The organism is Deltaproteobacteria bacterium (genome assembly GCA_011375175.1).
GTDB lineage: Bacteria > Desulfobacterota > GWC2-55-46 > GWC2-55-46 > DRME01 > DRME01.
Genome location: DRME01000055.1, coordinates 17,426 through 38,099 on the forward strand (window position 1 = coordinate 17,426; position 20,674 = coordinate 38,099).

Sequence of the window (20,674 nt, forward strand, 5' to 3'; positions counted from 1 at the left end):
AAACTTGGTGGAGAGGGACGCAATAGCCGCTTTGCGTGTAAGTGCGGGGAAGTGGAGATGGGTCGCAGCCCTACAGCACAGAGGCGCCGCGGCTTGGACGGCGCGCCCGCCCGCGGGCCGGGTCGGAGAGCCGCGGTGGAAGATGCCTACTCGACGGGCCGCAGCTTGCGGTGGAGTCCCCGCATATGGTTTGCCACCGTAGGGCTTGCTCTGACGGCGCTTGCAACCGTCTCGCTTCTTTGCGCCACGGGCCGCCGCCTCGCCGCCCTGTGCAGGCGCGCCGCCCTGAGTGCGCCCCCTGTCCATGGGCTGAGAGTGCGGGCCGCAGAGGCCATGGGCGGGGTGGCTGCCGTAGCGCGCCTGCTGCCGTTCATGGCTGCGGCGGGCTCTCTATCCGCAGTGCTGCGCCTTGAGCGCGCCCTCTCCTACAGGATATATCTCTTGCGATGCCGCGGCGCTTCTGCGATGCGGCTGGCGGGACGCATCCTCGACAGAGTGGAGCTCTCGCTGGAGCGCTCCTTCGCACACCTGCTCCATGCCCTGAAACATGCGCTTCGCCCCGGGCCAGCCCTTGGAGGGCTTCTCCTGCCGGGACTCGCCTCCTTCTCGACCCTCTTCATAGTGACGGCCGCAAGTCTCGACACGCCGGCTCCTCCCGGGCGCCAGCCCGCGGTTGCGGCCGGGACGGAAATAACGCCTTCGACAGCCGCCGGGGTCGCCTCCATCGGCTCCCCGGTCCTGACGACGGCGGCTGCGCCGTGGCTCTACGGCCGGCCGCTGCCGCAGCGCCCGGCGCCGCCCCAAGGCCGGGGGCCGGCCGGGACGGAGGGGGCGGAGCCGCCGCCGTCGCTCCACTTCACCAGGGGGCGCACCGACAGGATGGAGCTCGCCCTCACCTTCGACGGCGGCTCGCAGGCCGACGAGGCCGTGACGATCCTCGATATCCTCAGAGAACGCTCGATAAAGACCACCATCTTCCTTACGGGACGGTTCATAAGACTCTATCCGGAACTCGTGCGTCGCATGGTGAGGGAGGGACACGAGGTGGGCAACCACACGATGACGCACCCCCACCTGACCGACTACGCCGCCACCTTCAGGCATACCACCCTCGCCGGCGTTGACAGGGAGTTTCTGGCACGGGAGCTCGAAGGGGCCGCCCGCCTCTTCCGCGAGACGACGGGCGAGGAGATGGTCCCGCTTTGGCGCGCCCCCTACGGCGAGATAAACGACGAGCTCATGGAGTGGGCCGCCGGCGAAGGCTACGTCCACGTCGGCTGGACGACGGACCATGCAAGCCGCGAAAGCCTCGACACCCTCGACTGGGTGGCCGACAGGGGCTCGCCCTTCTACCGCAGCGCCTTCGAGATGAAGAGCCGCCTGCTCTCCTTCGGCTGGACGGGAAAAGGGCTTCGCGGAGGCGTGGCGCTCATGCACCTGGGCACGGCCCGAAGCGACGACAGACTCACCTCGGTGCTGGCCCCGCTCCTCGATGAGCTCGCTTCACGGGGCTACCGCTTCGTAAGAGTGACGGAACTGATGAAGAGAAAGGACGGCGGCCGCGCCCTGGCGTGGGTGAGGGAGAAGGCGGACCGCAGACAAAGAAAGGGCTCGACAATCGTCGCGCGAAGTCCGAAACCGCCCGCCGCGGCCGCCCTCCTCATGACCCCAGGCTACCTGCCGCCGCTCAAAGAGACCCTGCTCCTGCCCTGGAGGGAGCCTTCCTGACAAAGAGTACGAAGGAAGCCGAAGGGGGCGCTCGCCCGAGGAAACCTTTTGGAAACTCTGATTTATTGCACTGAGGGAACCTTTTTGAAAAAAGGTTCCCTCAGACTCCCTCCAAAAACTTTTAACGCCCTGCGGGTCATCCCGATTTTGCAAGCAAAATCGGGATGACCCACAGGGAATTAAAAATCTTTGAAGGGGGTGTTTTGTCCGCATTGGCTGCCAGGGGGGCGGTCCTCTGGAGGTTCGGGGCGCAAAGGCGTAACAATCCCGCCTGGCGCGCCCCCCCGGGCCACCGCGTATCACGAAAGCGGTCAAGAAGAAGGGTGAAAGAAGACGCAAAATCCGCTCTCCGGTGGAGCGGATAGAGGAGGATTGTCAGCGATAAAGAAGCGCCCCCTTGTCCTGCCCCAAAGCTCCAGAAGTATGGAATATCAGTGTTATGGACGGTGAAAGCCAGGTTTCATTGACTTTCCTGGAGGTTGATGTATAATTTTGGCGTGTTTTTGTTTGGGAACGAAGACAAACGGAGACTTTGGGTGGAATAAAGAGTTATACACAAAAAGGATAAGTCATGATGGATTTTGAAGTTATGCTTTCTGGAGGCAGTGGGCATTTCCATATTCATGGACGTGGCAATGTGGAGATTCCGCCAAACAAGCTGATATTTGACCCCTCGGTACTGCATTACTTAATGAGCCATGAATTAAAATATAATAATAACTATCAAGTGTATATCCCAAATAGCTTGTATAAACTAATATCCTTATCTAAAGATAGTGATGAATACAAAGCGTTTTTAAGCAAGCTTCTTTTTTATTTCTCTTATTCACCTTATCGTCATCGAAATCGAAGAAACTCTGAGATGTCACAATGTAACTGGGAGAGATTTTATGATAATATCGAAAAAATTTCTTTCACGAAAATTTCTGATGAAGATGTTGAGGACAAACAAGAATACCATGCTATTCTCTCAATGTTTCGAAATCGTCAATTCTATATTTCTATGAGTCCAAAATTGAATCTTTTGGGTGATGTAATAGCAACAATTATCGGGTTTAGCAAAAAAACTGGCGTCCCGATTCTCTGTAAAACTCGAAACTTTGCGAACTTGCTAAGAGAAAAAATAGTAAGTATAGAGTTACCAAAAAGGTTTGATGATGTAGTAATAAAAAAGCAAGAAATTACTGGTCAGTTATTTCGTTTTCACGGTGGGAGGGCGACCAAGTTCTTCATTGGAGTCGTCCTTTCTGTTGGGGGATCTATTTATCCAGCAATTGGTGTGCTTGGCATAGTGTTCGTCTTTATGGATCCATAGTAGTGTATAACAAGGCGCTGCATCTGACCGCCTGAAAAGAACTAACATGGTTATTAGAGCAGTTTGAGCCCGCAAAAGAAAAGTTCAGGAAATATTTGGATTTGAGCAACTGAAAAAACCTAACAGCCCTGCCCCCTCGGCATCTCAGCCTACAACCCTGACTTCCTCATCGGAGAGGTGTTTTGAAGCATAATTCAAGGCCGCCAGGATGTCTTCCTTTGTAATGTCGTATTCAGCCATCACTTCCTCGTAAGTCATCCCTCCGGCGAGCTTGCCAAGGACCAGATCAACCGGAACGCGGGTACCCTTTATCACAGGCTTCCCGAAACGCACCTTTTCATCCGCCTCTATTCTCGGAGCTATTTCCATAACAGATCACCCCCTCTGCGCGGTCTTTCCTGATTTTACCATACCCTCCCCCAAACTCAATCAGGATGCGCAAAGGAAAGGGGCAAACCGGAAGTTCCGCCAGGCCCTCTTTTTTGCTTGCCCGGCGGTGGCCCGGAGGGGCGGGGCGCGCCAGGCGGGAACTTGTTGACAGAAAGTCTTCCCCCGTCTCCTCAGAAGTCGACCGCTCCCTTGCCGAGCATCCTCTCTATCTCCTCGATCATCCGTTCCCTGTGGGTAGCGCCCCAGTAGATGCGGCCGCAGCCGGGACAGCGCGCAAAGCTCCGGCAGGTCTCGAAGACATAGGCCGGCACGACCGCCTCGACCTCCGACCTCCCGACCCTCTCAAGAAGGACGTTGCAGCGAAGACACCTTGTGAGAAAACCCCGTTGCGGCAGGCCGAAGCGCTCCACCACGCTCCGGAGCTGTGCGTCCACGTGGTCGCTTTCGACGAGGAACGACCTGCCGCGGGCGAGCCTGCGCCTTATGAGCAGCCTGTCGCGCGTCAGGATGGTGCGTCCCTCCTCGACGGCCCTCCTTACGAGCACGGCGTCGTCTATGGCGCGCTCGTAGGCCACGTCGAAGCCGAGGGTGCGCATCCAGCGGGCGAGCTTGCCGAGCATGGAGTCGGCTATGAACCTGCCGCCTTCGACCATCGTGCGCCTTGCGTTGAACGTCCTTGGATGGAGTCTCCCGGCAGGCACGCCCTTGCCGCGCTCTCCGGGAGGTCGGGGCGCAAAGGCGTAAAAGTCCCGCCTGGCGCGCCCCCACCTCCCGGAGAGCGCCGCGCCGGCAGAAGCGACGCGCCTGAGAGTCTTGCGGCAGCCCCGGGGCCGCGCCCCTTTCCAGACGAGGCCGGACCCTTCCGGCCGTCTCAGAGTATGAGCATGGCGTCGCCGTAGCTGTAGAAGCGGTAGCGGCGGCGGACCGCCTCGGCGTATGCCTCCATTACGAGGTCCTTTCCGGCGAAGGCGCAGACGAGCATGATCAAGGTCGAGCGGGGAAGGTGGAAGTTGGTTATCAGGGAGTCTACGGCCTTGAACTCGAAGCCCGGATAGATGAAGAGGTCCGTAACGCCCGAGAGCCTGGGCTCGTCGAAGCCGTCGAGAACGGCCGTCTCGAGGGCCCTCGTGACGGTCGTGCCCACGGCCACGACCCTGCGTCCCTCGGCGCGGGCCCTCCTGAGGGCGTCGAGGACCTCGGCCGTCACGTGATAGCGCTCGCCGGCCATACGGTGCTCCCTCACGTCGTCGGCCTTGACGGGCATGAAGGTGCCCGGCCCGGTGTGGAGCGTCAGGAAACGCACCTCAACCCCCTTCGCCCTGAGAGATTCGATCTGCTCAGCCGTGAAGTGGAGGCCGGCCGTGGGAGCGGCCACGGCGCCGTCGTTCCTTGCGAAGACCGTCTGGTAACGCTCGGCGTCGGCGCCGTCGGGCTCGCGCCTTATGTATGGAGGAAGCGGCACCCGGCCGACGCGCTCCATGGCGGCCCTCACATCGCCGTCCTCGAACTCCACCAGCCGAAGGCCGCCGGCGTCCCGGCCCCGGAGCACCCGCGCCGTGAGAACGTCGCCCCTGTCGCCGAAGAAGAGCACCGTCCCCTCCCGCACGGGCCGCGACGAACCCACAAGGCAGCGCCAGCGCCGGAGACCGGGCCCCTCGCCCCCTTTAGCGGCATCGGGCTCCACGACCAGTAGCTCCACCCGTCCGCCCGTGGCCTTGCGCCCCACAAGCCGCGCCGGCATGACGCGGGTATCATTGAGCACCAGCACATCGCCGGGGCGCAGCCACTCGCCCACGTCACCGAAGCTGCGGTGGAAGAGCCTTGCGCCGCGCCTGTCGAGCACCATGAGCCGCGAAGCGCCGCGCTCCGGGGCCGGACGCTGGGCTATGAGTTCGGCGGGCAGCCGGTAGTCGAAGTCCTGCGGCCCCATATTTGCGCCACCTCCATGACGCACGACAAGGGAAGCTCTGATTAATTACCCTGGGGGAGACTTTCTGTAGAAGGGCCACAGGCCCACGTCTCCCCAAGACCCCCCTCGTATGCTATTCGGATGTTTGGCGGTCCTCTGGAGGTTCGGCCCGCGCCAGGCGGGATTTTTACGCCTTTGCGGCCCGAACCTCCAGAGGACCGCCACCCCGGGCAGCCAATGCGGACAAAGACACCCCCTTCAAAGACTTTCAATACGACTTGGTTTCCCCCTGTTTTGCCAAGCAAAACAGGGGGAAACCAAGTCGCATTAAAAGTTTTTGGAGGGAGTCTGAGGGAACCTTTTTACAAAAAGGTTCCCTCAGTGCAATAAATCAGAGTTTCCCAAGAAGACTCTCGGCCCCACAGGGGGGACCACCCTGGGAGGACTCGCCGGAGAGAGGCTCCCCCCTCTATCCCGTCGGCCGTGGAGGGGATCGTTACCCCCGGTCAATGCCTGTAGAAGCTGAGGGCGTAGAGGAGGACGAGCCCGAAGACCATGGCCGCCAGGCCCATCGCCCTCAGGTTCTTTTCCGGTATCTCTTCGAGGAGCCGCGCCCACTCTTTCACCCTGTGAGGGAAGGCGAAGTACGGTATGCCCTCGACGATGAGGACCACGGCCAGCACTGTGAAGGCGAAGACCACGACACCTCCATTGCAGCACAGCTCCGGCGGCTGCGCAAGACCCGGTGCGACGGAAAGGGAACGCCTCTCAGAACGGTGAGCGGACGATGGAGAAGGCCGGAGAGCCGCCGTCGTCGACCACCTCGAGGAGATAGGGGCTCTTGACCACCTCTCCCTCTTCGTCCATGGAGATGAGACCCGTGAGACCGTGGAAGCCCTCGATATCGAGAAGGGCCTTGCGCACCGCCGAGGGCCTGGTGGTGCCAGCGGCCTTCAGGGCCTCGGCTATGAGCATGAACGCGTCGTATGCCTCGGCCACGAACGTGGCGGGCGGGCGTCCCTCCCTCTTCCGGTAGCCTTCGACAAAGTCCCGCACCATCGGCTCATCAGCGAGGGGGGAGAAACCCGCGTAGAGGAGGGTGCCCACCACGATATCGCCGCCGGCGAGGAAAGTCTCGGTGCCGAGCTCCTCGCCTCCCACAAGCGGCAGCCTGAGCCCGGCGGCCCTTGCGGCCTCGAGGAAGTCGATGGCCGAGCGGTCCGAGCCTGCGAAGATGACGGCGTCCACGGGCATCGCGCTCTTTATCTCCTCGACGGCCGCGGCGACGTCGTCGGCCGTGAAGATGTGTCCCTCGGCCTTGATCTCGGCGCCCGTCTTGGCGGCGGCCATCCTGAAGAAGCTGGCCACGCTGAGCGCCTCGTCCTCCATGACCGTCACCAGCGCAAAGCGCTTGAGGCCCGCCTCGGCCGTGGCGTACTCCATGAGCTCGTCGGCCGCCTTCTGGCCCGGCAGGCTGGTCCTGAAGACGAACGGCCCGCTTCTCCCTATGTGACGGCGCGTGCCGGCCGATATGAAGACCGTCGAGGACTCGTTGGCCATGTACACGGGCGCGAAGGTCGACCAGCCGGTCGGCGAGCCTATGATGGCCACGACCCCCTGCTTTATGAGCTCGTCCATGCCGGTCCTCGTTGCGCCCTGCTCGCTCCTGTTGTCGTACTCCACTATTTCGATGGGGGCCCCGTCGACACCGCCCGCGCCGTTGAAGGACTCGGCGGCGAGCCTTGCGCCCTCGAAGGTCATGAGTCCGTAGGCCGAGTCCTCGCCCGTCTTGGGACCGAGCACGCCCACCTTGAGCAGCCGTTCGCGCTCCTGCTCCGGCTCGCCCACCCCCGTCTCTTCGGGCTTTACCACCACCTGCGCCACGAGCTCCTCGAAGCTCTGGGGGCCCTTCTCCTCTTCCTCTTCACTGGAGCAGCCGGACAAGACGAGAAGGACCGCGAGCGAGAGGACCGCCGCGGCCGAAAAGACGCTGCTACGACTCTTCATCGTCCTTCACCTCGAGGTCCGTCACCTTCCGCGGTATGGCGTTGTAGAGCACTTCCTCCACGGAGAAGACGGCCTGCTCTCCGCCGCGCCTTGCGTAGTAGCCCCTGTTGACCTTGTCGCGGGCGCCGATCTCGAGGGTGTGGCGCACGCCGTGCTCGTCGTGAAAGACGATGCGCACCCTCGGGTCGTCCATGCCGTAGGCCGCCGGGTCCTCAGGCGCTTCGTCGACGAAGGCCTTCACCTTGCCCTTCTTGAGCTGCACGAGAAGCTCCATGACCTTTACGAAGTCCGTCCTCCCCTCGGGCAACTCGAGGGCGTTCCACACGCCCTCCTTCGGATGCTCGACAAAGACCCTCGTGCCGTCGCGCCACCGCACGTCGAAGCTCTTCACCCTCGTGGGCTCGAAACGGACTATGGACTTGTCCCTCAGGTCGTAGAGGTCGAGGTCCGAGTCGGTCATGATGTCCGAGTGGATCCTCAGCACCCTGGGGTCCCCCTCTATCATGGCGAAGGCCACGTTGTGGGTCGGCCCCTTGTCGCCGAAGCGCACCGTCCTGGTGAAGGAGTCGGTGCGCAGCTCGACCACGAGGTAGGGGTCGGCAAGGCCCATCTCTTCGAGCTTCTCCGCAGGGGCCTCGTCGAAGAGCACGGCGTCCATCCTGGCGTCGACGAGGTTGCGGAGGAAGGCCTCGATCTCTTCGCCGTCGCCGGCGGCCTCGACCGGGGCGGTGACGACCCAGCCGTCCTCCGTGCGCCGGGCCTGCTTCACCACGTCCTCGCCGCGGCGCTTTATCGTGAAGGATACGACATCGGAGGGCCTGAAGAGGAAGAGCCTTCTCTGCAGCTCCTCCTGCGCCTTCTTGTCCTCCATCTTGCGGTCGAAGATGTAGAAGGAGCCTCCAATGGCCGCGAGGATGATGACCCAGAAGATCGTCTTCTTGAAGAATCTCATCGCATATCCGGGCGGAGCCGCGTCCCGCTCCGAGCCTCCATGGAGGTCACTTCTCGAGCCTCTTCCTGAAGAAGACGCCCAGACCGGCGATGCCCACCAGGGTGGGCGGCATGACGACGGCCACCCAGAAGATGAGCCGCCCCTGGGTGGCCGTGAGGATGACCGGGGTTATGCCCTCCTGCTTCTTCCTGATCGATATGAGGTCGGCCTCCTCGGCGAGCCAGGAGACGATGTTGAGGAAGAAGTCGCGGTTGCCCGCCAGGTTTATGTGCGTGTTGCTCACGAAGTCGGAGTCTCCCACCGTTATCAGCTTCGCGTAGGTCTTGCGCTCGCCTTCGGGCGTCTCCTTCGCGCCCTCGACCTTCGTCTCCACGAGGACCACCGATACGAGCGGCACCGGACCTTTTCTGTCCTCGTCCTCGTCGAACTCCGCCTTGCCGTCCTCGAGGCTCTTTCTGTCGGTCTCGGCCCAGCTCGACTTTCCCGTGCTCGCGAGCATATAGATGCCTGCTTCCGGGTTCGGCTGCACGGCCACGCTGCGGGCGAGGGGGAAGAAGGTCATGAGGTTGAACTCGGCCGTTATGGGATGGTCCTTCTCGTAGGCGGTCACGACGGGCACGAGGTAGTTGGCGCCGAAGACCTGCGAGAGCGTGTCTATCACGATGTCGTCGCCCACGTGGAAGCCGTAGCCGCCGAGGTAGTCGACGAGGGCCGGCACCGTGCCAGGGTCGAGCATGAAGAGCACGCTCCCGCCGCCGTCGATGTAGGCCGTAATCTTGTCGAGCTCCGAGGGCAGGAGGTTGCGCTTGGGACCGCTTACGACGAGCACGGCGCAGTCTTCGGGCACGGCCTCCTCCTCGACCAGCAGGAGCTCCTTTACGCTGAAGTTCTCCTTTTCAAGCGACTCCTTGACGGCCTTGTAGCCGTCCTGCCGGTCGCTTGAGATGCTGTTCTCGCCGTGCCCCTTGAGGAAGTAGACGCTCTTCATGTAGTCGCGCGTGACCTTGAGAAGGGCGTTCGTGATCTTCTCCTCGCTCTCGTAGCCTATGCGCTCCTCGCGCCCGCCGCTGCGCAGAAGCGTGGTCCTGTAGGAGGTGACGCCGTACTTCTCGGCCAGCGCCGGCTTCTTGTCGGGATCGACGAACCAGTAGGTGAAGCGCGGCGACTCGGAGGCGTAGCTTTCGAGAAGGTCCTCCATGGCCTGGCGCGTGCGCTCGTCGGTGCGGTAGAAGGCTATGGCCTCCACGTCGCGGTCGAGGGAGTCCAGTATCTTGAGCGTCTGGTCCGAGAGCGTATAGCGCTTGGTGGCCGTCAGGTCCAGGCGCATCTTGTACTTCATGCTCATCATGGCCACTATGACGAGTATGACCGTGAAGACCAGCACCATGAGCACCGCGTTGGCCCCGTACTTGGCGGACCGGCCCGTGAGCGCGGCCCTTATCTCCGGGAAGTTGACGTAGACGAAGAGCAGCGACAGGAGCACGCCGGCCCAGATGAGCCCGGCCACCGGGGCCGACATGTCGCCCGTCACCATGTAGGCCACCGCCCCGACCACCATCAAGACCAGTCCCGCAAGTCCTGCAATGAGTATGTATCGCTTCAACGCCTCAAACCCCTCCGTCAGTCAGGTCGACCCTCTCAGCCCCTCCACCTCTTAGACTCGAGCATGCGCAGCGTGAGGAAGAGGAAGAGGAAGATGAAGATGGCGTAGTATATTACGTCCTCCGTATCGATGACCCCCTTGGCGAAACTCTCCACGTGCTGGGTGATGGAGACGTAGGCGAGGAACCTGCCGATCCCGGGCGTGACGAAGGGGACCGACATGCTGAGCATCCAGAAGAGGAAGAGCACGCCGAAGGAGATCGTGGCGGCGATGATCTGGTTCTCGGTGAGCGACGAGGCGAAGAGCCCCAAGGCGATGAACGAGGCGCCCAGCAAAAAGAGCCCCAGGTAGCCCGTGATGATGGGCCCCGTCTCCGGCTCGCCGAAGTACATGACAAGGGCCGGGAAGATGAGCGAGGCAAGGAGCATGGCCCCGAGCACCCCGAGGCAGGAGAGGAACTTGCCCGCGAGCACCTGCGTGTCCGTAACGGGGTAGGAGAGCAGCAGCTCAATGGTGCCGCTCTTTTTCTCCTCCGAGAACTGGCGCATGGTGATAAGCGGCGTCATGATGAGCATTATCATGCTTATGATGCCGAAGAGCGGACGGATGACGCTCTCGGTCACGTTCAGGAGGTTCGCCTGCCTGGCAAGGGTCGGATCGATCTGGGCCTGGAAGCTCAGCTTCGAGAAGTAGGCGAAGAGCCCGTAGAAGAGATAGCCCGTGATGGCCAGAAACATGGCTATGACCACGTAGGCTATGGGGGAGCTGAAGTAACTCCTGAGCTCCTTGACGAACAGCAGATATATGTTCCTCATCTCCGATTCCCTGTCTCTCGTCTGCCGCCCGGCCGGTGCGGGGAAGGCCGTCGGGCGCGGTCCTTCCGGGCAGGCGGTTTCTGCTTCTTCGCAGGTGCGCAGCCCTTGCCGGGCCGCATTGCAAGCAACGTCGTGGCCGGGCCTGCGACTCTTCGCGGGCCTCTTCGGGCGACCCCCCCGACCTTGCGGGCCTCCGCCCCCGGCCTACTCCCTCGTAACGAGCTTCACGAATATCTCCTCGAGGCTCAGCTCTATGGGCCTCATCTCGAGGAGTCCCCAGCCCTGCTTCACGATGAGCGCCGGGATATCTCTTCTCACGTCCCGTCCCTTTTCGAGGTCCACGTAGAACTCGCAGGCGCCGTCCGCTCCGCGCCCGCCATGGCGGCCGCCCTCTCCGGCGGCGGGCTCGACGGCCTTGACGCCCGCCATGGCCGCTATGGCGCTCTTTACGTCGCGGGCCGGACCGTCCACCCGGAGCTTGAGCCTGTTCGAGCCCTGGAGCCTGTCGGTGAGCCCCTTAGGCGTGTCTACGGCCACCACGCGGCCCTCGTTTATGATGAGCACCCTGTTGCAGGTCATGCTCACCTCCGGCAGTATGTGGGTGCAGAGGATGACGGTCCTCGTGCCGGCAAGCCCCTTTATGAGGTCGCGTATCTCCACTATCTGCTTCGGGTCGAGGCCGATGGTGGGCTCGTCGAGTATGAGGACCTCGGGGTCGTTTATGAGGGCCTGGGCAAGGCCCACCCTCTGGCGGTAGCCCTTGCTCATGTGTCCGATGAGCTTTCTGCGCATGTGGGTTATGCCCACCTCGCCCATGACACGTTCGACCCGACCCTTGACCTCCGAGGCGGCCACCCCCTTGATGCCGGCCACGAAGCGCAGGTAGTCCTCGGCGGCCATGTCCCTGTAGAGGGGGACGCTCTCGGGGAGATAGCCGAGCCGTTTCCTCACCTCCAGCGACTCCTCGAAGACATCGAAGCCCGCGACCCGCGCCTTTCCGCTCGTGGCGGGAAAGAAGCAGGTGAGGATCCTCATGGTCGTGGTCTTGCCGGCGCCGTTGGGGCCGAGAAAGCCGAGGATCTCCCCCTTTCCGACGGTGAAGGAGATCCCCCTGAGGGCCTGGAAATTGCCGTATGATTTGGTAAGGTTTTCTACCTCGATCATCTCAAGAACCTGTGTCCGGTGAAAGCTTGGGCGCACGGCGGCGGCGCAGGCGCCGGGAGGGACGCCCTGCAACGGGGCCGCACCGCGGCGGACCGGCTACCTGGAGGACGGCGGCGCGCCCTGGACCTCCTTGTAGGCGCCGGGAGCGGTCTTCTCCCGCAGAGCCGACTCTATGGGACGGGAGTCGGGGGGGGTGTCGAGCAGCTCCAGCAGGGCCTCGTCCCCCTCGAGGAGCTTGACGATGTCCTTTCTCCTCCAGGTGTCCTCCCAGTTGCCCACAAGGGCGTTCCAGACCTGGGCTATGGCGACGGCCTGGGCGTCGGTCATGTTCTCCACCCGTTTGCCCCGCCCCTGGTCGAGCCTGGTGATGGTCTTCATATTGTGTACGACCACTATTATGGGAGGACCGCACCGTGAACAATACTTGGTGATCTTCTCCGTGCTGTGGCACTGGCTGCAGAGGTCGTAGGCCAGGACCTGCGCCTCCTCCGCCGTGTAGGGGAGGTAGCCGTCGGCCTTGAGACGCCCGAGGACCGCGTCGCCGTAGAAGACGAGGACCGCGACGGCCGCGACGGCGACTGCAGCGGCGGCGCCGCCTGTCTTGAGAAGACCCTTACTCTTCGAAGCCATATACAAAAACAGGGCACGGCCTTTTTAGACAAAAGGCCGTGCCCCTTTCAAGTGTCAGCATCTCTGCAAGCCGATGCTTAATATCCCTTCTTCACCTTGCTGGCCGTCTCCTCGGGGCGCTTGCGAAGTCCGCCCTCGACGAACTGGCCGCCTACGAGGTTGCTGCCGCGACCGGCAACCATGCCGCCTTCGAGCAGCTCCTGGACATCGAGGAACTCGGCGCTCTTGGAGGCGTTAAGCGGGGTTACGGCGTTTGCCGGAGAGTTGGGGTCGAAGCTCGACTTCGGGTTGAGGTACTCCTCGAGGTTCGTGGGCTTCTTGGCGTCGGCGTTGGCCCTTATCCACGCGATGACGTTCCAGATGTCCTGGTCCTGGAGCAGGTTGCCCCAGGCGGGCATCGCGTCGGAGAGGTCCACGGCCGAGCCGCCGCCCTTGATGACCGCGAAGAGTTCGACGTTGGTCTTGTGGTTCATGTACTTCTTGCCGGCCGTAAGGTCCCTCGGGTAGGGATCGAGGAAGGGCGCGTTGGGTCCGTCGCCCTTGAGGAGCCAGCCGTGGCAGCCCACGCAGTAGACGTAGTACCACTGCTTGCCCTCGTTGGGGTCGGCGCCGGGCACGAGGCTCTTCTTGAAGGTCGGCGACCAGTTGTTGGTCCACTGGTTGTAGATGGCCTCGCCGGCCGCCGGCTTCTTGATCCTGTCCCAGACCTCGGTCTTGCCGGTGCCGGAGCCGTAACCGCTGTCTCCCTCGGCGAGGGTGGCCTTGCCCGCCTGGCCGCGCTTGGTCCTCTTGCCGACACCGGTCAGGTAGTCGAAGCCGGTGATGCCGTAAGTGGAGCCCGCCTTGCCCTGCATCATGGACAGGGCCTCGTTCTCGAAGTTGTTGAGCGACTGTTCGAGCTCGGCCTTGGTCCGGGTGGGACATTCGACCTTCTTGTTGCCGATCTTACATCTCTTCTCGGCTGCAAGGCCGGCCGCAGGCATGGCGAACACGCCGCAGGCGAGCAGCAAAACCAATAGCCTGATTATCATTCCTTTCACCTCCTTTTTGATGGCCAGAAAAGGTCCGCTATTGCCTGTTCTGCGCCACTAACAGTGTTCGGGTACGACTGCATGGTCTCCACAGCCACGCTGCCCTTGCGGTCAGCACTTGCAGAGCTTTCTGAGGTAATCCTTCAGGTCGTTGATCTCCTTTTCCGTAAGGGTCTTGCCGAAGGGGGGCATGAGGGTGGACTTGCTCGTGGCCGCGCCCCCTCCCTTGATGACGTTGATTATATCCTGGTCGGAGAGTTTTTTCATCTCCTTGGTGTTTGTGTGGTTGCGGGGGCTTACGGGCTGATCCTTGGTGGCGTTGGGGCCGTTGCCCTCACCGGTGAGCCCGTGACACTGGGCGCAGTAGAACTTGTAGTTGTCCTCGGCCGTGGCAGAGAAGGCGTCGGTAGCAGCAGCGACGCTGAAGACGAAGAGCCCGGCCGCCAGCATGGCCGCGGCCCCTGCCGTATATGAAACCCTGCGGATCATCTCTTGCTCCTTTCAGAAGAATTTTGGTGTGCGCCTCACTTCATGGTGGCGATATACGCGGCCAGGGCCTTGAAGTCCGCGTTGTTCAGTATCCCGACATATACGGGCATGTCCTTTACGGGCTTGAAGACCTTGGGATTGGAGAGATAGGCGTATATCCAGTCGGGGTTGAGACGCTTGGCGGCGCCGATGAAGGTGGGGCCCGTGAGCCCTCCGCTGACCTTGCCGCGCTTTTTCACCTGGTGGCAGCCGTAACAGGCCTGCTTCTTCTCGAAGACGATCCTCGCCTTGGCGCTTCTCTTGGGCTTTTTGATGACCCCCGTCTTGACGTCGCTGCTCTTGAGCGTCATGAGGTACTCGGCCACCTCTTCAGCGTCCTTTTTCGAGAGCTTGGGGTGGTCGCCCTTGTTCTTCTCGGTGAGCGAATAGAACTGCATGGGACGGATGGGCTTGGGGTCGGCGAGCCACTTCTTGAGGAAGCCCTCCTTGAACTTGCTGCCCGCGTACCAGAGCTCGGGGCCCTTCTTGGCCCACACGTCATATATGGTCTTCTCGGCGGCAGGCCCCTTTGTCTGGTGGCAGTCGCCGCACTTCTTGGCGTTGAATATCTTCTGACCCTCGCCGGAGCCGGCATGGCCCGTGCCGACGCCCAGAGCCAGTACGGCCAGAAGCATGGCCGCAAAAAACGAGATAGTTGCGCTACGAGTCATCCATCGACCTCCTTGAGTTTAGTAGCCGTATGTCCGCTTTCTCACGCATGGATGAATTTACCTCAGCACCACACCTTTGTCAAGGACTTTGTTTCCCCGATATTCCTTGAATTACAAACGTCTATGCCTGCGCGGCCCGAAAAAGGATTGGGGTGTCTTGAATCCCCCGGCTCCCTATCTGCCCAGCAGCTTCTTTTCGCCGACACCGAGCCTGATCTCGAGCTTGTCGCCCTTCTTCCCGCCGAAGTGCGCCGTGTCGACGACGCCGATCCTGTTCAGCAGCACCTCGGTGAACCACAGCCTACCCTCTCCGTCCATGGCGGCGGCAAAGGGCTTGCCCGAGCCCGGCAGGTCAAGCTCCGTGAAGGTCGCCGTCGGCACGTGGAGCCTGCCGATCTTGCCGCCGTAGAAGTCGCAGTACCACACCGAGCCGGAGGCGTCTACGGCAAGCCCCTCGGGCAGGCGCTTGCCCGGCAGGTCATAGGTCTTGAAGCTTCCGTCCGAGGGGTCGAAGCTCACAAGCTTCCTGTCCTTGCGCGCGCCGAACCAGAGTCTTCCCTCGCCGTCCTTCACCAGGGTGCTCGGCACGGCCAGAGGAATGATGATTTCGTGCTCCTCGAAGCGTCCCGTCTCGGGGTCGAGCGAGGCGATCTTGTTGGTGTAGGCCTGGACGAACCACACGAGCCCCGAGTCGAGCACCGTTATGCCCATGGGCTGGCTGCCCCTGCTGGGGATGTCGTACTCCCTGAAACGCTTCGTGGCCGGGTCGAAGAGGCCGATCTTGCCGGCCTGGAACTGGGTGAACCATATCCTCCCCCGCCGGTCTATGGCGAGCCGGTAGGGCTGGCTGTAGGGCGTCGGTATCTCGTACTCGTCGAACTTCCCCGTGCGCGGGTCGTAAGAGCCTATCTGGTTGGCGTCCTGCTCGACGAACCAGACGACGTCGTCGGCGTCGACGGCTATGTCCACGGGGAGACTGCGCGAGGTGGGGATGTCGAACTCCTCGAAGCTCTCGGTCGCCCTCCTGAAGACACCGAGCTTGTTGGCCGACGACTCGACGAACCAGACATCGCCCCTGGAGTCGGTGGCCACGGCCACGGCGAAGGCCTTGGCCGTGGGGATCTCGTGGAGGGTGACGGCCGTGTCGGCATGGAGCGGGCCGCCCCACAGGGCAAGTGCCGCCGCAACGAGCGCGGCCTTCAGCCACCGCAGCCTCGTCGGGACCGGCGCGGTCCGCGGGCCTGCGTTCCTGGCCGGCAGTGTTTTAATGGCCATCGTCATCAGCCCCTCTGTCTCGTGATGATGTACCAGGCCGCCGCCGCAAGGAGCGCGACGGCGGCGATGAGCGCCCAGGGGCTCGGCGAGGAGCGCCGCGCCTGAGGCTCCTCCACCGCCGCGGCGGCCTCGCCGCGGCCCTCCTCGGCCGCGACCCGCGCCGACGCTCCGAGCGTTGCAAGGCTGTTTGCGTCGCGGTCGGAGAGCAGGAACCAGGGGTTGCCGTCGGCGTCCACGGTCACCGCCGTGGGCAGGGCCCGGGGCGTGGGTATCTCATGGCCCTCGAAGCGGGCGCTCCCGGGGTCGAAGCTTACGACCTTGTTGCCCCGGTTCTCGACGAACCATACGATACCGTCGGCCGATATGTCGAGCGAGACGGGGACGGCTCCCGGCGTGGGCACGACGGCCTCGAAGAAGATGCCGGTGCGGGGGTCGAACATCTCGAGCCTGTTGCCCAGCGACTCGACGATCCACACCCCACCGTCCGGGGCCACGGCCACGTCTATGGGGTTGGCCAGGCGATCGCCGAGGGGGTGCTCGGTGATCTTTCCGTCCGCGGGGTCCACGGAGGCGAGCCTTGCGGCCGTCGTCTCGACGAACCAGACCGTGCCGTCGGGGGCCACGGCGATGCCCGTGGGCTGGCTGTTGGGAGTGGGCACGTCGTAGACGGTGAATGCGCCGTCCCGGTAGCGGCCCACGATGTTGGCGTTTCGTCCCGTGAACCAGACCGCGCCGTCGGGGGCCACGGCCACGTCGTAGGGCTCTGCGGCGCGGCGCGGCACGGTGTGGAGCTTCACGGCGCCGGTGGCCGGGTCGAGCTCTCCTAAGGCGTTGACGCGCTCGTCGCCGAGGGCGAACCAGACGGTGCCGTCAGCTCCGACGGCGATACCCGCCGGGCTGCCCCCATCGGGGACGGCGTACTCGGTGAACTCTCCCGTCGCCCGGTCGAAGGCGACCACCTTGTGGACGTTCTGGCAGGTGAACCACAGGCGGCCGTCCCCGCCCGCGACGATGGAGACGGGGTTGGAGAAGTCTGTGGGCAGCGGATGGGAGATGACGGCCGCGGCGCTGCGCGAGGGCGCGAGCAGCGAGGCGGCGATGAGGGCCGCCGCGGCCGGCAGGGCCGCAAAGGCCCCCTTCCGGCGGGCGGCGCCGCGGCGCCGCGGCCTCGTCAGTGCTTCCTCTCTCGGCCCCTCGCCCATACGCCGTCCCTACCAGGTGAACGTCGGTTCGTAGAAGTGACGAAGCTGCCAGTTGGCGTCCTTGTAGGTCTGCGCGGCCCTGCTGAAGTCGACGGCCCCTTCGCTGTCGAGCTTGCCGGCCCTGAACTTTCCGACCTTTATCTGGCGCTGGCGCTCGGTGGCGTAGTACGCGGCCACGTCCATGGGCGGCAGGTACTGGCGCATGCCGTACTGGGGCGTATGGCAGGCGATGCAGCCCGTGACCTTGGCCGGCGAGCCGACCAGGTATATGCTTACGAAGATGGCCGCGAAGAGCGCCACCGGAGGCACGAGCCGCAGGGCCGCGGCCAGGAAACCCTTTTTGCGGCGCCTGCGCTTGCTGAAGATGAAGGGCGTGAGCACGAGCAGGAGCACTATCAGCAGGGGGGCGTAGAAGGTGCCGAGCACGGCGTAGCCCTGCGACTCGCCGGCGAAGTACCAGAAGGGCTGCATGAGGAAGAGGAAGTACCACTCCGGCCCGGGTATGTACATGCCGTCGTCGGGAAAGGCCATGTTGAAGTCCGTGGGCACGTAGAACTTGGCCGACAGCCCGGCGAGCACGGCGATGAGCACGACTACGATAAGGCCCGTCGTCAGGACGTGTCTCGGCCAGAACCTGTAGAATTCCTGCGGATAGGGCGGCGCGTAGCGCGGATCCGAAAGCTGCTGCTCTTCCTGTCTCTCTTCCCTGGCCAACCTCACTCACCCCCTTCGTACTTGCACTTGCAGAGCTCGCTCCTGATATAGGAGATGACGGCCCTTATCTCGTCGTCGCTGAGCGTGTTGCTGAAGGGCATCATGTTCTCCGAGAAGCCGACGCTGGCTCCGCCGTTTCGTATGACCTTGAAGAGGAACTCGTCGGTGCGCTGGCTCAGAAGCTCCTTGTTCGTCAGGTCGCGGGGCCGGACGTCGAGGGTTTCGGCCAGTATGCCGTCTCCCGCTCCGCCGGGGCCGTGACAGGTCACGCAGTAGCTGTCGAAGTTTCCCCGGCCCGAGCCGGTGCCCTCGCTCCACGCGGCGGCGCTCATGTAGTCCGGCTCCTTGGTGGCGCCGAAGTCGGGCTTGAGGGAGGCGTAGCTCTTCTGCGACGGCGGGAGGGGCAGATGCGCCTGGGCCTCCTCGCCGCCGTAGGCGCCCAGGTCCGCGCCGTTCTCACCGGCGCCGGCGGCAGGTGAGCCGGAGGCGAGGCGGAAGTCGCCGCCCGAGGGGTCCTTCAGGCGTGGGTCGGCGCTGAGTCCGCCGGGACCGGCGCTTACGTTGACATAGTCGGTGCCGTTGCCCCAGACGAGGTTGTGGGAGAGGCGGGGCTCCACGCCCTCCTGGGCCTCGGGCAGCTCGGCCCAGGATATGCCGGCCTTCTCGTTGCGGGCGACGATGTTGTTCTTCACCGCGACGGAGGAGACCTCGCTGTAGATGCCGAAGGAGTTGCCCCAGATGGTGTTGTTCGTGAGCTCGGGCGTGGAGTAGGAGACGTAGACGCCGTAGCCGCCGTTTCCGGTTATTATGTTGTTGCGCACCCTCGCGTCGCTGTAGGAGAGGTACACGCCGTGGACCCTCGAAGAGGCGATGACGTTGTTTATCACGTAGGAGGGCGAGTAATAGAGCTTTATGCCCGTGTTGTTGCCCTTTATGATGTTGTTGGCTATGGTCATGGGCGCGTTGTTGCCCGATATGCCGGCGTCCATCATGGTGCCTGTAGTGCCCTTGGTGCCGCTGCCCGTTATGGTGAAGCCCTCTATGACGGCCCCCTTGGCGCCGACTATGACCGAGCCCGTGCCGTCGCCGACTATGGTGGTCTCGGCGGCGCCTGCGCCCTGGAGCACGACGCCTTCCCCGAGGACCACGTTCCCCCTGTAGGTGCCGGGCGCAACACGCACCGTGTCGCCCGGGGCGGCCCTGTCGACCGCCTCCTGGATGGTCCTGTGGTCGCCGGGCACGTTGAGCACCGCCGCGTGGACCGCCGCGGCGCTCAAGACGACCGCCGACACCGCCAGACCCCATAAAAAACGCTTTGCCACAAGAATCATTGACAGCCCTCCCGATTGCGTGTTTGGTTCGGCCGAACGCGCAGGTCCCCCGGTCACAGGGGCCCCGATATGCCGTGGCGCCTCACCATCTTGAAGTGGAAGAAGAGGACAACGAGGCTCAGAAGCGGCAGCAGCCACACGTGGGTGACGTAGCTGCGGCCGACGGTGAAGGTGTTGAGGATCGGACCCTCGAGGAGCGGGCCTATGAGCGGCCAGGTGGTGATGTAGTCGGTCCAGATGACGAGCACCCAGTAGCCGCGCCAGTTCCATGGCAGTATGGCGCCGGTGATGAGGAAGAGCCAGACGATGAGGAACATGGCCACACCGGTGAGCCAGTTGAGCTCCCTCGGCTTCTGGAAGGCCCTGTGGTAGAAGACCGAGAAGAGGTGGGTGAGCAGGGTGGCGACGATGAGCGTCGCGCCCCAGCGGTGCATGCTGCGCACGAACCAGCCGTAGGGGACCTCGTTGCTGAGACGCAGGACGCTCTCAAAGGCGTCCTGCGGCTTGGGCACGTAGTAGAAGAGCATGAAAAAGCCCGAAAGGACCTGGAGGAGGAGGATTACGAGCGTTATGCCGCCGAAGCAGTAGAAGAGATTGACGTGCTTCGGGATGGGCAGGTTCTTCTTCGCCCTGAGCCAGCTCTTGAAGCCGGCCCTCTCTTCGAGCCAGTCGCCTAATGACATCTTTGCACCCCTGAGAGTTTATGTTTTCGAGACGGAGACGGTCGAAGGCAGCAAGCCCGCGCATCCGGGTGATGTGGCGGCGTCGCCGCCGGCCCGGGGGCTACGCGCGGCAGGGGGAGACCCTGCGGCCGGGCCGCCGCCGGCGCGGCGCTACCTGGGGATCGCCGGAGCGCCGCCGACCTTCTGGCCCACGTACTTCTCGGGCCCCTCGTCGGTGCTCTCGCCGGTAAAGTCTATCTTCCAGGCGTTCTCTTCCTCGTCGAGCTCGAGGTATACGTCCGTCTGGGTGGTGAAGGTGCCGCCGAAGGAGCTTTCGAGGTCATACTCTATGGTCACCACGGCGGTGACATCCTTGACGTCGCTGGATACGACCCTGACGCCCATGTTCTTCGGGTACCGGGAGACGAGGTTCTTGAATATCTCTTCGTCGAGCTTGTAGTGCTTGGAGCTGACGAGCCGGTAGGCCTCGCCCAGCGTGGTGCCGCCTCCTTCGGCCACATAGGCGTAGAAGCGCTCGACCACCTGCTCCGGCGTCTCCACCGGCGGGGTCCTCGTCTCCGTGCAGGCCGTGACGGCGAGCAGAAGAAAAGGCGCCAGGCAAAAGAGGCAAAGTCGACTCAAGGCTCCTTTTTCCTCTCTTAAAAAGGCGTGTCCCGGCCCTTTGGGGACCGGGACACGCCTGACTGTCGAAGAGTGGCTTACCAAGGGGATAAGCCTCTTTCCGCT

The 20,674-nt window shown here is 63.1% G+C and carries 21 protein-coding genes; 2 read left to right on the forward strand and 19 right to left on the reverse strand.

Annotated features, from left to right (window positions below; genetic code table 11):
- Positions 1–57 precede the first annotated feature (57 nt).
- Both ENJ37_04270 and ENJ37_04275 read left to right on the forward strand, forming a co-directional pair.
- Positions 58–1,728 carry a polysaccharide deacetylase family protein gene (locus ENJ37_04270; protein ID HHL39698.1) on the forward strand — a complete coding sequence of 557 codons (1,671 nt, stop codon included), beginning with the start codon at positions 58–60 and terminating at the stop codon, positions 1,726–1,728.
- Between the two features lie 571 nt (positions 1,729–2,299).
- Positions 2,300–3,043 carry a hypothetical protein gene (locus ENJ37_04275; protein HHL39699.1) on the forward strand — a complete coding sequence of 248 codons (744 nt, stop codon included), beginning with the start codon at positions 2,300–2,302 and terminating at the stop codon, positions 3,041–3,043.
- Between the two features lie 144 nt (positions 3,044–3,187).
- Here the strand turns inward: ENJ37_04275 and ENJ37_04280 are convergent, their stop codons facing one another.
- The 19 genes from ENJ37_04280 to ENJ37_04370 form a co-directional block, all read right to left on the reverse strand.
- Complete coding sequence (locus ENJ37_04280) at positions 3,188–3,412, reverse strand: DUF433 domain-containing protein (protein ID HHL39700.1); 225 nt, start codon at positions 3,410–3,412, stop codon at positions 3,188–3,190.
- A gap of 191 nt (positions 3,413–3,603) precedes the next feature.
- Positions 3,604–4,134 (reverse strand): hypothetical protein, encoded by a 531-nt coding sequence (locus ENJ37_04285; GenBank protein HHL39701.1) that lies wholly within the window; start codon positions 4,132–4,134, stop codon positions 3,604–3,606.
- Positions 4,135–4,304: 170 nt separating this feature from the next.
- Positions 4,305–5,363 carry a tRNA preQ1(34) S-adenosylmethionine ribosyltransferase-isomerase QueA gene (queA, locus tag ENJ37_04290; GenBank protein ID HHL39702.1) on the reverse strand — a complete coding sequence of 353 codons (1,059 nt, stop codon included), beginning with the start codon at positions 5,361–5,363 and terminating at the stop codon, positions 4,305–4,307.
- Positions 5,364–5,848: 485 nt separating this feature from the next.
- The gene (locus ENJ37_04295; GenBank protein HHL39703.1) at positions 5,849–6,043 is read right to left on the reverse strand and encodes a DUF2065 domain-containing protein; all 195 of its coding nucleotides are present in this window, start codon (positions 6,041–6,043) and stop codon (positions 5,849–5,851) included.
- A gap of 67 nt (positions 6,044–6,110) precedes the next feature.
- On the reverse strand, positions 6,111–7,349 hold the full coding sequence (locus tag ENJ37_04300) for a hypothetical protein (GenBank protein ID HHL39704.1): 1,239 nt from the start codon (positions 7,347–7,349) through the stop codon (positions 6,111–6,113).
- A complete protein-coding gene (locus tag ENJ37_04305; GenBank protein ID HHL39705.1) occupies positions 7,336–8,301 on the reverse strand; it encodes a DUF4340 domain-containing protein in 966 nt (321 codons plus the stop codon). The genes ENJ37_04300 and ENJ37_04305 overlap by 14 nt, the downstream gene beginning before the upstream one ends.
- Positions 8,302–8,347: 46 nt before the next feature.
- Complete coding sequence (locus ENJ37_04310; GenBank protein ID HHL39706.1) at positions 8,348–9,904, reverse strand: hypothetical protein; 1,557 nt, start codon at positions 9,902–9,904, stop codon at positions 8,348–8,350.
- Between the two features lie 35 nt (positions 9,905–9,939).
- A complete protein-coding gene (locus tag ENJ37_04315) occupies positions 9,940–10,719 on the reverse strand; it encodes an ABC transporter permease (GenBank protein ID HHL39707.1) in 780 nt (259 codons plus the stop codon).
- Positions 10,720–10,923: 204 nt separating this feature from the next.
- The gene (locus ENJ37_04320) at positions 10,924–11,883 is read right to left on the reverse strand and encodes an ABC transporter ATP-binding protein (GenBank protein ID HHL39708.1); all 960 of its coding nucleotides are present in this window, start codon (positions 11,881–11,883) and stop codon (positions 10,924–10,926) included.
- Between the two features lie 96 nt (positions 11,884–11,979).
- Positions 11,980–12,513 (reverse strand): hypothetical protein, encoded by a 534-nt coding sequence (locus ENJ37_04325; GenBank protein ID HHL39709.1) that lies wholly within the window; start codon positions 12,511–12,513, stop codon positions 11,980–11,982.
- Between the two features lie 77 nt (positions 12,514–12,590).
- A complete protein-coding gene (locus ENJ37_04330; GenBank protein ID HHL39710.1) occupies positions 12,591–13,553 on the reverse strand; it encodes a cytochrome c in 963 nt (320 codons plus the stop codon).
- 102 nt (positions 13,554–13,655) lie between these two features.
- A complete protein-coding gene (locus tag ENJ37_04335; protein HHL39711.1) occupies positions 13,656–13,994 on the reverse strand; it encodes a cytochrome c in 339 nt (112 codons plus the stop codon).
- Positions 13,995–14,068: 74 nt separating this feature from the next.
- The gene (locus ENJ37_04340) at positions 14,069–14,743 is read right to left on the reverse strand and encodes a c-type cytochrome (protein ID HHL39712.1); all 675 of its coding nucleotides are present in this window, start codon (positions 14,741–14,743) and stop codon (positions 14,069–14,071) included.
- Positions 14,744–14,917: 174 nt separating this feature from the next.
- Positions 14,918–16,024 carry a hypothetical protein gene (locus ENJ37_04345; GenBank protein HHL39713.1) on the reverse strand — a complete coding sequence of 369 codons (1,107 nt, stop codon included), beginning with the start codon at positions 16,022–16,024 and terminating at the stop codon, positions 14,918–14,920.
- On the reverse strand, positions 16,024–17,220 hold the full coding sequence (locus ENJ37_04350) for a hypothetical protein (protein HHL39714.1): 1,197 nt from the start codon (positions 17,218–17,220) through the stop codon (positions 16,024–16,026). The genes ENJ37_04345 and ENJ37_04350 overlap by 1 nt, the downstream gene beginning before the upstream one ends.
- Positions 17,221–17,229: 9 nt before the next feature.
- Positions 17,230–17,934, reverse strand: coding sequence for a hypothetical protein (locus tag ENJ37_04355; protein ID HHL39715.1), 705 nt, complete (start codon positions 17,932–17,934; stop codon positions 17,230–17,232).
- A 2-nt stretch (positions 17,935–17,936) separates the two neighbouring features.
- The gene (locus ENJ37_04360; GenBank protein HHL39716.1) at positions 17,937–19,265 is read right to left on the reverse strand and encodes a DUF1565 domain-containing protein; all 1,329 of its coding nucleotides are present in this window, start codon (positions 19,263–19,265) and stop codon (positions 17,937–17,939) included.
- Positions 19,266–19,318: 53 nt separating this feature from the next.
- Entirely contained in the window at positions 19,319–19,948 is a 630-nt protein-coding gene (locus tag ENJ37_04365) for a cytochrome b6 (protein ID HHL39717.1), read from the reverse strand.
- Between the two features lie 150 nt (positions 19,949–20,098).
- Positions 20,099–20,569 carry a hypothetical protein gene (locus ENJ37_04370; protein HHL39718.1) on the reverse strand — a complete coding sequence of 157 codons (471 nt, stop codon included), beginning with the start codon at positions 20,567–20,569 and terminating at the stop codon, positions 20,099–20,101.
- Between the last annotated feature and the right edge of the window lie 105 nt (positions 20,570–20,674).